The sequence below is a fragment of the Candidatus Neomarinimicrobiota bacterium genome, assembly GCA_018651745.1.
In the GTDB taxonomy this organism is placed as follows: Bacteria; Fidelibacterota; Marinisomatia; order Marinisomatales; family TCS55; genus JAAZYX01.
The window spans coordinates 1-13766 of sequence record JABIDL010000008.1; the positions used below are offsets into that span (position 1 = coordinate 1).

The 13766-nt window shown below is 40.9% G+C and carries 10 protein-coding genes and 1 tRNA gene; 4 read left to right on the top strand and 7 right to left on the bottom strand.

Features of this window, described 5'->3' with window-relative positions:
• Positions 1-221: 221 nt before the first annotated feature.
• Positions 222-295 (bottom strand) — tRNA-His (locus HOD97_00695).
• 202 nt (positions 296-497) lie between these two features.
• Here HOD97_00695 and HOD97_00700 point away from each other — a divergent pair.
• Complete coding sequence (locus tag HOD97_00700; GenBank protein ID MBT4280128.1) at positions 498-1844, top strand: YjgP/YjgQ family permease; 1347 nt, start codon at positions 498-500, stop codon at positions 1842-1844.
• On the top strand, positions 1841-3142 hold the full coding sequence (locus HOD97_00705) for a thymidine phosphorylase (GenBank protein MBT4280129.1): 1302 nt from the start codon (positions 1841-1843) through the stop codon (positions 3140-3142). Before HOD97_00700 ends, HOD97_00705 begins: the two co-directional genes overlap by 4 nt.
• Positions 3143-3144: 2 nt before the next feature.
• Here HOD97_00705 and HOD97_00710 read toward each other — a convergent pair whose 3' ends face one another.
• The 4 genes from HOD97_00710 to HOD97_00725 form a co-directional block, all read right to left on the bottom strand.
• Positions 3145-5265 carry a PBP1A family penicillin-binding protein gene (locus HOD97_00710; GenBank protein MBT4280130.1) on the bottom strand — a complete coding sequence of 707 codons (2121 nt, stop codon included), beginning with the start codon at positions 5263-5265 and terminating at the stop codon, positions 3145-3147.
• Positions 5266-5341: 76 nt separating this feature from the next.
• Positions 5342-6739, bottom strand: coding sequence for a class II fumarate hydratase (fumC, locus tag HOD97_00715; protein ID MBT4280131.1), 1398 nt, complete (start codon positions 6737-6739; stop codon positions 5342-5344).
• 48 nt (positions 6740-6787) lie between these two features.
• Positions 6788-7807: a 2-oxoacid:ferredoxin oxidoreductase subunit beta gene (locus tag HOD97_00720; protein ID MBT4280132.1), complete on the bottom strand. Its 1020-nt coding sequence runs from the start codon at positions 7805-7807 to the stop codon at positions 6788-6790.
• Positions 7808-7809: 2 nt separating this feature from the next.
• Entirely contained in the window at positions 7810-9645 is a 1836-nt protein-coding gene (locus HOD97_00725; protein ID MBT4280133.1) for a 2-oxoacid:acceptor oxidoreductase subunit alpha, read from the bottom strand.
• A gap of 201 nt (positions 9646-9846) precedes the next feature.
• Between HOD97_00725 and HOD97_00730 the strand changes: the two genes are divergently transcribed.
• On the top strand, positions 9847-10653 hold the full coding sequence (locus HOD97_00730; protein MBT4280134.1) for a hypothetical protein: 807 nt from the start codon (positions 9847-9849) through the stop codon (positions 10651-10653).
• Positions 10654-10988: 335 nt separating this feature from the next.
• Entirely contained in the window at positions 10989-11978 is a 990-nt protein-coding gene (gene selD / locus HOD97_00735; protein MBT4280135.1) for a selenide, water dikinase SelD, read from the top strand.
• Between the two features lie 19 nt (positions 11979-11997).
• Here the strand turns inward: selD and rsmA are convergent, their stop codons facing one another.
• Together rsmA and HOD97_00745 are read right to left on the bottom strand one after the other, a co-directional pair.
• On the bottom strand, positions 11998-12780 hold the full coding sequence (gene rsmA, locus HOD97_00740) for a 16S rRNA (adenine(1518)-N(6)/adenine(1519)-N(6))-dimethyltransferase RsmA (GenBank protein ID MBT4280136.1): 783 nt from the start codon (positions 12778-12780) through the stop codon (positions 11998-12000).
• A gap of 6 nt (positions 12781-12786) precedes the next feature.
• Positions 12787-13542 carry a TatD family hydrolase gene (locus tag HOD97_00745; protein MBT4280137.1) on the bottom strand — a complete coding sequence of 252 codons (756 nt, stop codon included), beginning with the start codon at positions 13540-13542 and terminating at the stop codon, positions 12787-12789.
• Positions 13543-13766: the final 224 nt, after the last annotated feature.

Sequence of the window (13766 nt, forward strand, 5' to 3'; positions counted from 1 at the left end):
CGACCCCCTGCTCCCAAAGCAGGTGCGCTAACCGGGCTGCGCTACACCCCGAATTTTCAAACATTTTTTCACAACCAAAGCAGGTACACTAATCAGCCCACTCCGCCATCCGGCAAATACGGCGGACAAGCCCGGCTGCCTGTCCCGCTAAAAGTGGGGCGCTACATCCCGAAAAATTATCCAAAAACCGTCACTCGTCACTCATAACTCATCACTAAAAGGGTGAGCGATGGGACTTGAACCCACGGCCTCCTGGGCCACAACCAGGTGCTCTAACCAGCTGAGCTACGCCCACCATTCGACCCATTAAAGGGCTGGCAAAGTTAGCCGTTTCTGCCATTGCACAAAAGATTTTAAGCAAAGAATTCATCAATGGAATTTTCCATTAATTGTACCCAATTAAATTTGAAAACCCAAAACGGAAACTAAAATGAGTATTCTGACTAAAAGGATCAACTAATGTAACTTTTCCTATGCGCCTTCTTTCAAAGTATGTCATGCGGCAGCTATTCCCGCCGTTTATTTTTTCCCTGTTAGTAATCGTTTTTATCTTATTCACCAACTTTTTCCTAAGAGCCATTGACCGCTTCCTCGGGAAAGGTCTTAATATATTTACAATTTTCGAATATCTGTTTTTGAATCTCGCTTGGATTGTGGCTCTCGCCGTGCCGATGGCGGTTCTCATCGCCGCATTAATGACATTCGGGCGTATGTCGGAAGAAAACGAAATTACTGCTATGCGGACGTCCGGAATCAGTTACCTTAAAATTATCCGGCCGGTGCTTTTCTTCGGAACCATCGTTGCCATCATACTCATTTATTTTAATAATTACATTCTCCCTGATATGAATTTTCGGGCGCGACTCTTGTCCGGAGATATTTATCGAAAACGTCCCGATATGAATATCGATCCCGGACATTTCATTGACGACATTCCCGATTACAGTATGATCATCCGGGGCAAAGAAGGAAATCTAATGAAAGACGTTCGGATTTTTAGCAAGTCCCCTGTGGAAGCACAAACTAGTATTTATTCCGAATCAGGCACATTGCATACGGATGAAAATTTAATCGTCCTCACACTCTTTAACGGGGAAATACATGAACTTGATCTGGATGATTTTGGAAATTATCGTAGAATTGCTTTCGAAAAACATATTATTAATATTCCGGCAGATGATCTTGTTTTAATGCGACGCGATTCTGCCAGCCGACGCGATCGTGAAATGACCATCCCTATGATGCTAACGAAATACAAATCCTATGAACAACGGATTGACCGTCTGCGTCATCGAATTGGATCTTCATTTAAAAAAACAACCGGTGACAGTATTTCACCTCAATCTTTAACCATTGCAAATGCCGAATTGGAAACTTTCAAAGAAAATCTAAAAGTCGATAGCATCATCACAAAAAAAGATCGAACAGTAAAAAATAGACAATTAAATCGCCTTCAGCGGCAATTAAAAAATGAATTCAACCTCATCAATAGTTATAGTAGAAGTAAAAATAAATACAGTGTGGAAATTCATAAAAAAATAACGTTACCCGTTGCGTGCATATTATTTGCTGTGGTTGGCGGCGGGTTGGGTGTCCTTGTACGTAAAGGAGGATTTGCGGTTGCAACAAGCCTTAGCTTTGGCTTCTTTTTAATCTATTATATTTTCCTGATTGGCGGAGAAGAATTGGCCGATCGAAATATCATTTCACCATTTTTAGGAATGTGGTCTCCCAATATTTTTCTTGCTGTTGTGGCAGGATATTTAACATTACACACCGTTCGCGAGCGCGCTCCTATTCAGTTCAATTTTTCCATTAGAAAATATTTCAAAAAAGAATCATGAATTCGACTGACCTCATCGCTAAAAAACAATCTGGAGAAGCGCTCAGCCGTAGGGAACTAAGTCCTTTTCTAAGTGCATTTGTCGATGGATCCATACCAGATTCGGATATGGTTACCTTTTTGAATGCGGTTTATAATAATGGAATGACTGAAGAAGAAATCTATATTTTAGTGGAACTCATGATTGAATCCGGTGAAAAGGTGGATTTCTCTCATTTGAATTCTTTCCCTGCAGATAAACATTCTACCGGGGGCGTTGGAGATAAAGTGTCGCTCGTGCTTGCTCCCATTCTTGCAACTTTGGGACTTTCCATACCAATGATTTCTGGCCGATCTCTTGGTCATACGGGGGGCACTCTGGATAAACTAGAATCTATAGCAGGATTTAAAACAGATTTAAGTTTAGATGATTTCAAAACTCAAGTAAAAAAGATTGGTGTTTGCCTCATTGGGCAAACGCATGAAATTTGTCCTGCCGATAAACGTATGTATGCGTTACGCGATGTTACCCACACAATTGATTCGATTCCGCTGATTTGCGGTTCGATTATGAGCAAAAAAATTGCCGAAGGAATCCGCGGACTTGTTTTGGACATAAAAGTTGGAAACGGTGCCTTCATGAAATCTATCCCAAAAGCAAAATATTTGGGGGAAATGATGAAAAAAATCGGACAGAAATTTGGCGTAAAAACTGAAGTGGTTTATACGTCTATGAATCAGCCACTCGGGCGATTTGCCGGGAATTGGTGTGAAGTGAAAGAATCGGTGGCTTGTCTGCAAGGCCACGGTCCAAAAGATACCATGAAGGTTGTATTTGAAACGTGCTCCGTTTTATTGATGCAATCCGGAATTTCTACAAACAAAAAAAAGTCCATTGAACTGATTGAGAATACAATTCACTCCGGCACAGCAATGGAAAAATGGCTGGAATTGGTTTCTACCCAAGGTGGCGACGCCACGATTTTTGATAGGTTGGATCGTCAGAATATCCCAAAATATTCTTCAGAATTGGTTGCTAAATCTTCTGGGTTTGTTTCAGTAATGAATACGCTTGGAATCGGGAATGCCGGAATTCCGCTCGGCATTGGAAGAGCAAAAAAAAATGAACCTGTTGACCCAACAGCCGGGATGGAATTTCTAGCGAAAATCGGTGAACCGGCAAAAAGCAATCAGCCTTTAATTCGGCTTTTTAATTCAAATCAGAAAAAATTAGAAGAAGCGCAATCAATGCTACAAGACACCGTTTTGATTACAGAGGAAAAACCAAACCCCCATTGTTTGATATTAGGCGAAACCTAATATCAATACCCGCGGTGAACCATACACGTTTGGGTTGGCTGAGTATTCTCTATAAATATTTCCGGGTTTGATTCAACCGGGCAAAATTCTGTGGGTACATCTTTAGTAATAGAACAAATTTTCATTTCAATGATTGACTGCGGCCGATCAAATCCGATCCGCTTATAGCCCAGTGTATCATGCGCATCACGCATAAATTGAGCCCAAATAGGAAGAGCTGCTTTACTACCGTCCTGTCCCTCCCCCAGGCTAACCCTCGCATCATCAATTCCGCTCCACACGCCGGCAGTGATAAACGGAGAAAATCCTAAAAACCACGCATCCGTCCAACCTTGTGTGGTTCCTGTTTTCCCTCCTGCAGGATGATAAAAATGATATTTCCAACGCGAGCTTCCTCCCGTTCCTCTATCTAAAACTGTCTGCATTAAATTCGTCATGATGTATGCAGTTCCGGTACTTAGCACTTCATTTTTAATCGGTTTATATTCCTTCAAAACACTTCCAAAACGATCTTCTATTCTTGTGATTGCGAACGGCTCATTATGTACACCTTTATTGGAGAATATGGAATATGCGCCCACCATTTCCAACAGATATACTTCGGATGTTCCTAGCGCAATGGCATCTACAGCGCGAATATCAGTGGATATTCCCATTCGTTGTGCTAATTTTTTTACTTGTTGCGCCGGTGCGAGACCTTTCTGAACCATTCGTACCGAAATTAAATTTAAAGATCGCCTCAGACCTTCTCGCATTGTGGTCAAACCACTGGTATTTCCATCATAATTCCGAGGTTTCCATTTAACCCAGTCCCCATCTGCATTTTGAACATTTAGAACCACCGGTTGGTTTTGAAGTTGTTCTACGACGGTATATCCATTTTCAATTGCTGTTGCGTACACCATCGGTTTAAAAACCGATCCCGGCTGGCGCTTTGCTTGAATAGCTCGATTAAATTGATCCCGATAATCGGGCCGGCCTCCAATCATAGCAAGAATGGCACCGGTCCTGGAATCGAGGGCAACAAAAGCTGATTGCACCAATAACTGCTTCCGCAATTCTTTAAAAAGTTCCGCCTCACCCTTCATCATTTTTTTCACAGTATCTTCAGGAAAAATAGACAAATAGCCAAGCGTTTCGAATTCTTCTTTATCGTTGAAAAGGCGTTTATTCAGAACCGATTGATTTCGCATAATCGTTTCCATCATTGCCTGTTCTGCAATGTCTTGAAGCCGAGAATCCAGTGTGGTGTAAATTTTGAGACCATCTCTGTATATATTGATTCCAAGTGACTCATCTTCCTTTTCCAAAAGCCGACGAACATATTCGGTAAAATAAGGCGCCTTCCCTTGTAATTGTTCCGTGAGGACCGTTTCTAATGACATCGCCCTCGCTTCGGAATAAGAGGCAGGTGTAATCACCTTTTGATCTAGCATTAACCTGAGAACGGTATTCCTACGTTTAATGGCTTTTTCGGGATAGCGAACCGGTGTGTACCGCGCGGGAGCCGGAAGCACTCCGACCAAAAGAGCGCTTTCGTCCAAAGTGAGATCATGAGCTCCTTTTGCAAAATACCTCTTTGCGGCAGCCTGAACACCATACGTCCCATGGCCAAAATGAACACTGTTAAGATACATTTCAAGAATTTCATCCTTCGTGTAAGTTCGTTCAATTTGGATTGCCGTGATAATTTCTTTCAACTTTCGCGTAATGGTTTTTTTGAATCCGATTGTATCATAAAGATTTCGTGCAAGCTGCTGAGTGAGCGAACTAAATCCCTGAGTATAGCTCATCGAAAGTGTGTTAATAACAATCGCTCGAAAAACATCGCGGAGTGAAATTCCCCAATGCGATCGGAATCGGCGATCCTCAGATGCAATGACAGCATCCTGCATATAGGTTGGAATTTCTTCGAGTGACACAAACACGCGTTTCTCTAAAAACAACTCATGCAGTACTTTTCCATCTGCTGAGTAAATCCGAGTCACTAGATTCGGATCGTAATTTTCAAGTTGCTCAATTGAAGGAAGGTCGCGAGATAATAAAAATAAATAAATTAAAATGACCACAGCGCATCCAAAGAGGAAAATCGCTGTTCTTTTAATAATTTGATACCAAGACATAGAAATAATTTACAACGACGTAGCTATAGTACCCTTCCTTGATTGAATGAGATTCGAAAAAAGAATGGTTTGAAAATTATGATTCAGTTTTTGGGTGAATCATTTCTTCTGGGCAAACAAGTTTGTCAAATTCGTCTACAGATAAATAATTGAGTGCAACGGCAGCATCTTTGAGTGATGTATTTTCTTTATGAGCTTTTTTGGCGACTTCAGCCGCTTTTTCATACCCAATATGCGGATTTAATGCCGTAACCAACATGAGCGAATCCCGCAGATTTTTATCTATTCCTATTTCGTTGGCTTCAATCCCATCCACACAGTTTTTAGCGAAAGATTGGCACGCATCTCCAATGAGTTTGATGGATTGTAAAATATTAAAAGCTATCACAGGCCTGTACACATTAAGTTCAAAATTTCCACTTGCACCAGCTATAGAAATAGTGACGTCATTTCCCATTACTTGTGTGCACACCATGGTCACAGCTTCGCATTGTGTTGGGTTCACTTTCCCCGGCATAATAGAAGATCCGGGCTCATTTGCCGGTAGGTTCAATTCACCAAAACCGCCACGCGGGCCACTGGCAAGCCAACGAATATCATTTGCAATTTTAAATAAACTTCCGGAAAGCGTTTTTAACGCCGAAGAAAGTTCAACAATGGAATCTTGGGCACCGAGCGCTTCAAATTTATTAGGTGCAGATTTGAATGGAAGACCCGTAATAGATGCAATTTGCTTAGCTGCCTTTTCTCCGAAACCTTTTCTTGAATTAATACCCGTACCAACTGCAGTACCTCCCATAGCCAGCTCATAACAATGATCTAGGGCTTTTTCAATTCGAGATAATCCATGTTCCAATTGGGATGCATACCCAGAGAATTCTTGACCAAGACTAAGAGGAGTCGCATCCTGAAGATGGGTTCTTCCCAGTTTGACAATTTTCTCAAAATCGCGAGACTTAGCCTCAAGAGATTCTTTTAATCTTTTAACAGCAGGAATCATGTGATGGGTGACCGATTCTACAGCGGCAATATTAATTGCGGTTGGAAACGTGTCATTGGTGGATTGAGACATGTTCACATGGTCATTCGGATGAACAGGTTTTTTACTTCCAAGTTCTCCACCCATCATTTCAATAGATCGGTTTGAAATCACTTCATTAACGTTCATGTTTGTTTGAGTCCCACTTCCAGTTTGCCATACTACAAGGGGAAAATGGTCATCCAATTTTCCGCTAATAACCTCATCTGCAGCTTTTCCAATTCCATCCGCAATCTCATCAGTCAAGTCACCGTAAGATTGATTTACAGAGGCGGCGGCTTTTTTAAGGATGCCGTATGCGCGAATCAATTCACGGGGAAATCGTTCATCGCCAATTTTAAAATTATCAAGCGATCGTTTGGTTTGTGCGCCATAATATCGATCGGTCGGGACTTCAATGACGCCCATGCTATCTTTTTCTTTGCGAGTTTTCATTCTTAGGATTTTCTCATTTTATTTACGCCTCTTTAGTGCATTTTTTCGTTAATCAACAATCCATGTATCACCAGCATTTAATAATGATTTAATATCACCCTCCCCCAATTTTTCCTTAGCAGAATTGATTTGGTCTTCAAGCATTTCATCATAAGTAGGTTCGGTCACATTGTAAAAAACACCAATTGGTTCTGGAAAATTTTCATTAGATGTAAAATTTGCCAATGTTGATGCAATTAAATAATCAGATTCATCATGAACCAATACATCATCGACATTCCACTTTCCCCCGAGCTCAATAACTTGAGGTATATTCCCATCCATACGGATACCTTTATTCTGATCTGCACCAAATACCATTGGTTTTTTATCTTCGAGCCATAGAACAGATTGGGCTTTGGTTTCTTTTTCTGTGTACTGAAAATATGCACCATTGTTAAAGATATTGCAGTTCTGATAAATTTCAAGAAACGTAGCACCTTTATGATTGTAACATCTGGAAATCATATCCTGAAGATGCTTGGTCTCCCTGTCCACGGACCTGGCTACAAAAGTTGCATGCGAACCCAAGGCTAGGGCCGGTGGGTTGAAAGGGCGGTCAAGCGACCCCATTGGAGTGGATTTGGTAATTTTCCCAAGTTCAGATGTTGGAGAATATTGTCCTTTTGTGAGCCCATAAATACGATTGTTGAACAGCATAATATTGATGTCCATATTTCTTCGAATTAAATGAATCGTATGGTTCCCGCCAATAGAAAGTGCGTCTCCATCCCCCGTTACCACCCAAACTGAAAGGGACGAATTTGCTAATTTTACACCGGATGCAATGGCGGTCGCCCTGCCATGAATGGTGTGAAATCCAAATGTATTCATATAATATGGGAAACGGCTTGAGCAGCCAATTCCGGATATAAAAACAAACTCTTCTTTCTTCCTTCCAAACGTTGGGAATGTCTTTTGTACTTGAGCTAAAACCGCATAATCGCCACACCCGGGACACCAACGGACGCCCTGGTCAGAAGTATAATCTTGTCGGGATTGAGCCGGTGCTATCTGTTGTTCTGCCATATTTATTTCACCAATTCTTTTACTGCGGTTACAATTTCTCCGACGCTATAAGGTCTTCCTCTTACCAAGTTTAGCCCCTTTGCGTCCACAAGATATTCCCCTCGGATTATTTTAATCAGCTGACCATAATTGATTTCGGGGATCAGAATATTATTATACTTTATCAGGATTGCTCCTAAATCTTTAGGCAAAGGATTTATCCAACGAAGGTGACAATGTCCAACTTTTGATTTTTCTTTCAAAAGGATTTCAGTCGCAGCTTTTGCAGATCCATATGTCCCACCCCAACTTAATATTAATACATCACCACTTGTGTCTCCAAAAATAGGAGTTTTTGGAATTTCGTTCACAATACCGGCTATTTTCTCAGCACGTAGTGTTGTCATTGTATGGTGATTCACAGGATCATAGCTCACATTCCCGGTTATATTTTCTTTTTCCAGACCGCCAATGCGATGCTCAAGCCCTGGAGTTCCTGGAATAGCCCACGGACGACGAAGGGTTTTCTTGTCTCTCTCGTAAGGATGAAATGGTTCATTTTCTGAAGAAGTATGATAATTCGCTTTGAATTTTTCCAAAGATTCAACGTCAGGTATTTTCCATGGTTCCGATCCATTTGCGAGATAACCATCCGTTAACAAGATTATCGGAGTCATGTATTTAACTGCAACCATGGCTGCTTCGTAGGCTGCATAAAAACAATCTCCCGGTGTCTGTGCTGCGATCACCGGAAGGGGAGCGTCGCCATTCCTTCCATACATAGCCTGAAAAAGATCAGACTGCTCAGTTTTGGTTGGTAGTCCGGTACTCGGCCCGCCCCTTTGCACATTAACAATAACAAGCGGCAATTCAGCGATGATGGCAAGACCAATGGCTTCTCCTTTAAGTGCAATTCCCGGACCTGAACTGGCAGTAACGGCAAGATTTCCGGCGAATGCTGCGCCGATTGCTGCTGTAATCCCTGCGATTTCATCTTCCGCCTGAAATGTTTTAATCCCATAATTCCGCCAAACTGCGAGCTGATGTAAAATTTCAGATGCCGGTGTAATCGGGTAGCCACCATAAAAAAGAGGAATCCCGGAATGTTTTGCCGCAGCTGCTAATCCAATACAAGTGGCAAGATTTCCTGTCACATTTCGATATGTACCTGAAGGAAGATTCGCTTTATCTACTTTAAAACGAGTGGTAAAAATTTCTGTTGTTTCTCCATAATTGTACCCCGCATTCAGTGCCTTTGAATTTGCTTCAACTAATTCCGGCCGAGATCCAAATTTCTTTTCTAAATATTGCAAAGTAGATTTCAAGGGACGGTCAAACATCCAAAAACATACGCCGAGTGCAAAAAAATTCTTGGTACGATCTACCAGTTTGGGTTTAAGTCCCAAGCCTTCACAAGAATTTTTTACCATTTCACTCATTTTAATACTAAGGAGTAAATAAGGTTCTAAACTTCCATCCTTTAGTGGATTATCTTTGTAGCCGGCAAATTTTAAATTTTTGGCTGTGAATGCATTTTCATTAACAATAAGGTAACCGCCCCTTGGTAAATCCTGAAGATGAACCTTTAGAGCTGCCGGATTCATCGCAATCAAAACATCTGGGTAATCGCCCGGAGTATGAATATCGGTAGAACTGAACTGTAGCTGGAATGCGCTCACACCGGCGACAGAACCCGCAGGAGCTCGAATTTCCGCGGGATAATCCGGTAGCGTCGCAATATCATTGCCAATCATTCCGGACGTTTCAGTAAAGCGTGTACCGGTAAGTTGCATTCCGTCACCGGAATCGCCGGCAAATCGAATTACTACGCGTTCTTTTTGTTCTAAATTTTTTGGCATAATGGAATGATTATTAAGGCTTTGAGTAAATAACTAAGAGGATACTCTTTGCCCATTTTTAGGATTATTTTTCGCCGGTTCTTTTTCTTCTTTGGACATGACCAAGGTCTCAATTTACCAAGTCCAAATCACTTGGAGCAATGGGTTATCATTTTTTTTCAGTTCATTGCTTTCTGATTTCAGAAAGCTTAAAATCGGGTTATGATAGATGAACTAGAAGATCCCGGGCAATTGCCTCTATTCCCTGAACTCTCGACCGGACAAAATATCCCGTCTTTGGCAACACTTCCGGAATTTGGGAAAGCGCTACAAAACCTAATTCGCATGAGCGACCTCGGAGCCTTCATCGAACTTAACATACAGGGTGTTGATAAATTGTACACCATAAACCTTCATGATCTTGACATCCCAAAAGATTTTTTAAAAAATATGACCAACTATTCCCCTCTTACTGTCAAACTATTTTCCAATGACATCAGAAACGAAATTCATAAACTGACTTATGACATTAAATCCTTCTTCAATTCAAAAAACTCTTTTAAAACATCGTTTGGCTTTTTCCTGTTCCGCACTCATTTTGATGCTTGGAAAAACACCCTGGCGGAACGACAAGAATCACTTCAATCATATTTAGCCAACACATTGGGCAAAGGGAAATACGGTCATAATTGTGTAGACTTTTTTAGACTGGGATACGAACATATTGAGTCTTATTCAGATATTACCGCACCATGGGAATTTAAAAAACGCCCACTACTAAAAGATATTGAATCAGCACGTAAAATACTGCACGAAAACCAACAAACTTTATTTACACTCAAACAAACAGAAATTGAATTTCCCTTTAATGTTATCACACTGAAAACAGGACGCGTCCCGCTCGTACTCCACCAATTTCAATCTCAGGTACATGTACATTCTATTTTTAAAACGATTCATATGGAATACCTTGCCGATACCGCAATCGAATCTCTGGATGATATTCGTCAGCTTACAGAAAGTATGTGAAATTGAAACAGAAAGAATTGAATATATACCATGACGAGTTGGGGTTATCGTGCAATTGTTAGATGCCGCCACCGGCGATGTCCTTGGGGCTAATTCTTATTGGTATTCTTCATTGAGTTTGTCTAGTGCTGTAAATAATTCCATTTACGGTGCTATAAAACCATTGAAAAAATTATTGAAATAGGATAACGATTATTGGATTTCTTTCCGTTTAAAAATTTTTGGCTGTTTTATTTTTTAAGCCAACTATCACACCGTTAAATTCTTTCTCATTAGAAATGGATATGAATCAAAAACTAACAACACTTTCACACGGTTCTGGCTGAGCGTGCAAGATAGGTCCTGGTGACCTCGCTCAGGTTCTGGGCGATCTTGTATTAGAAACAGATGATCGTGTAGTTGTCGGCTTTGATGGCGCCGATGATGCCGCCGTGGTGCGCCTGGATAACGGACGCCTTCTGGTGCAAACGCTGGATTTTTTTACGCCTATCGTAGATGATCCATATGATTTTGGGCAGATCTCTGCTGCAAATGCCCTTTCCGATATTTATGCGATGGGCGGAACCCCTTTGTACGCATTAAACATTGTTGGATTTCCTATTCATGATCTTCCAAAAGAAACACTTACAACCATTCTGCAAGGTGGTGCAGATAAAGCAAAAGAAGCAGGAATTCCTGTCGTTGGCGGACATTCTGTGGATGACAAAGAACCGAAATATGGCATGGTGGTTACAGGAGAAGTATCTGAGAAAAACCTTGTGCGGAATTCCACCGCCCGCCCCGGAGATGCGTTAATGCTCACTAAACCGCTTGGTACCGGCATCATTGCGACCGCAATCAAAAAAAACAAAGCATCGGATGAAATCATTTCCGCAGCAACAATTTCCATGGCAACATTAAATAAAGCCGGAGCGGATGCAATGAAACAAGTCAATGTTCATTCTGCCACAGATGTTACTGGTTTTGGATTGTTAGGGCATTTATTCGAAATGTGCAAAGCTAGTGGAGTTTCGGCAGAAGTGAATTTTAGTGCATTGGAATTTCTTCCTGGCGTCCGGGATTTAGCAGAAGCGAACATCATACCGGGTGGAACCCAGCGAAACCTGGATTATGTAAAAGATTCCGTAGCGTTTGATTCTGCATTAACTGAAACCGATCGGATGATGGTAGCCGATGCCCAAACTTCAGGCGGGTTATTGGTAGCCCTCCCCAAAAATGATGCACAAGATTTTATCAACGCATTTGATTCAGAATATTTTTACAAGCCAATTCAGATTGGTGAAATATCCAATCAAAACAGTTCAGTTATTACATTAAACAACTAATTGATCGAAAAGTAACAATTCAATCCTTTGCCAATTCCGAGAATTCTTTTATAGTTAACGTTTCCGGCCGTCTTGTAAAATCAATTTTTTCTTGGATTTCTATTGAAAAGTCAAAACTATTTAGGGTGTTTTTTAACATTTTTCTCCGCTGAGAAAATGCCGCTTTTACGATCTTTTGAAACCTCGGAAAATCCTCTTCCGGAACAATCGGTTGAGGTTTTTTAGATAATTCAATAATGGCGGACTGCACTTTCGGGCGGGGAAAAAACACCTTCGGTGAAATAGTAAAATGCTTCTTCACATTTAGGAATGACTGCACCATTACGGATATTCTGCTATACGCCTTTATTCCGGGACGTGCAGCAAGCCTGTCTGCAACCTCTTTCTGAACCATGAGAAATGTTTTATTCCATTCCATTTGTTGATCTAATAGATGAAAAATCAATGGAGACGTAATGTTGTAAGGGATATTTCCGACAATTTTCAAGGATGGCTCATGAACGACATCTTTAACCAATATTTTCAAAATATCAGCATGAACAAAGTTCACATTTTGAAGCGATTCTTCTTCCGTTAATTGCTTAAACAACATCGGATCAATTTCTACAGCCGAAAGATGCTGTACCTTATCCACCAATTGCCGGGTTAGCGCACCGTCTCCCGGGCCGATTTCCAAAATTGAATCTGTCGGTTTTGGGTTGATGGCGTGGACAATTTTCCGAACCAGGTTTGGGTCGGAAAGAAAATTTTGTCCCCATTTTTTACGAAAGGTATGTTGCGTTCTTCCTGTCACAGATGTCACAGTGGTTTATAAATTGAACAGGGTTGTAGCATTAGCGGTAGTTTTTTCAGCAATGATGTCTAAAGTGACGCCGTGTATTTCAGCCAATTTCTCCGCGACAAATCGAGTGCGTCCCGGCTCATTTGGTTTCCCTCGAAAAGGAACAGGGCTCAAATAGGGTGAATCAGTTTCCACAAGTAATTTATCCAATGGCAGCTCTTTTGCTACATCAGGTAAATGACTGTTTTTAAATGTAAGATTGCCTGAAAAAGAAAGGTAAAAACCCATTTCAATGAAAGCTTCAGCTGTTTTGAGATCACTTGAAAAACAATGTGCAACCCCGGTTACATTCGGAAAATCTGATAAAATCTTGAGCACATCTGCATCTGCATTCCTGTTATGAAAAATAACCGGTTTTTCTAATCGTTGCGCTAAAACCAACTGTTCACGAAATACGTTTTTTTGCAAATCCGGTTCAGAAATATTTCTGAAATAATCCAAACCCATTTCCCCAACTGCCAGCATTTTATCAAATGTCATGAGGTCAGCTATCTGATCAAGATAATCCTCCGGTGCATCTTTAGCATCGTGCGGATGAATGCCGGCTGTGGCAAAAATATGTTCATTTTCTGCCGCCAGTTTCAAACATTCAGTTGAATCATCTAAATTGGTGCCAACGCAAATAAATCTGTTCACACCCAACTCGCCAGCACGATCAAGCACAGCCGGAAGATCTTTTTTAAGATCAGGATAAAAAAGATGGCAGTGTGTGTCGGTAAGCATTTTGTGTTTTTCAGCTTTAAATTAAGTAAGATAAAGATTCTGCACTAAAGAAATAAAGGAATGACATGAATAAATTTAGTATAATTAAATTGTGGCAATGAAAATGATTTTAAAAATAATTATTATCATTACTGTCGTTTTGACTAATTCTCACGGAAGTGAGAATAATCTTACACAAGTATATACACTAATTGATTCTGCTAAATATTACACGAAACAATTAC

Bases quoted from the DNA above. Each gene is read 5' to 3' on its own strand.
- HOD97_00705 (MBT4280129.1), top strand. From the start codon at position 1,841: ATGAATTCGACTGACCTCATCGCTAAAAAACAATCTGGAGAAGCGCTC.
- HOD97_00710 (MBT4280130.1), bottom strand. From the start codon at position 5,265: ATGTCTTGGTATCAAATTATTAAAAGAACAGCGATTTTCCTCTTTGGA.
- HOD97_00700 (MBT4280128.1), top strand. From the start codon at position 498: ATGCGGCAGCTATTCCCGCCGTTTATTTTTTCCCTGTTAGTAATCGTT.
- HOD97_00745 (MBT4280137.1), bottom strand. From the start codon at position 13,542: ATGCTTACCGACACACACTGCCATCTTTTTTATCCTGATCTTAAAAAA.
- HOD97_00720 (MBT4280132.1), bottom strand. From the start codon at position 7,807: ATGGCAGAACAACAGATAGCACCGGCTCAATCCCGACAAGATTATACT.
- HOD97_00725 (MBT4280133.1), bottom strand. From the start codon at position 9,645: ATGCCAAAAAATTTAGAACAAAAAGAACGCGTAGTAATTCGATTTGCC.
- fumC (MBT4280131.1), bottom strand. From the start codon at position 6,739: ATGAAAACTCGCAAAGAAAAAGATAGCATGGGCGTCATTGAAGTCCCG.
- HOD97_00730 (MBT4280134.1), top strand. From the start codon at position 9,847: ATGATAGATGAACTAGAAGATCCCGGGCAATTGCCTCTATTCCCTGAA.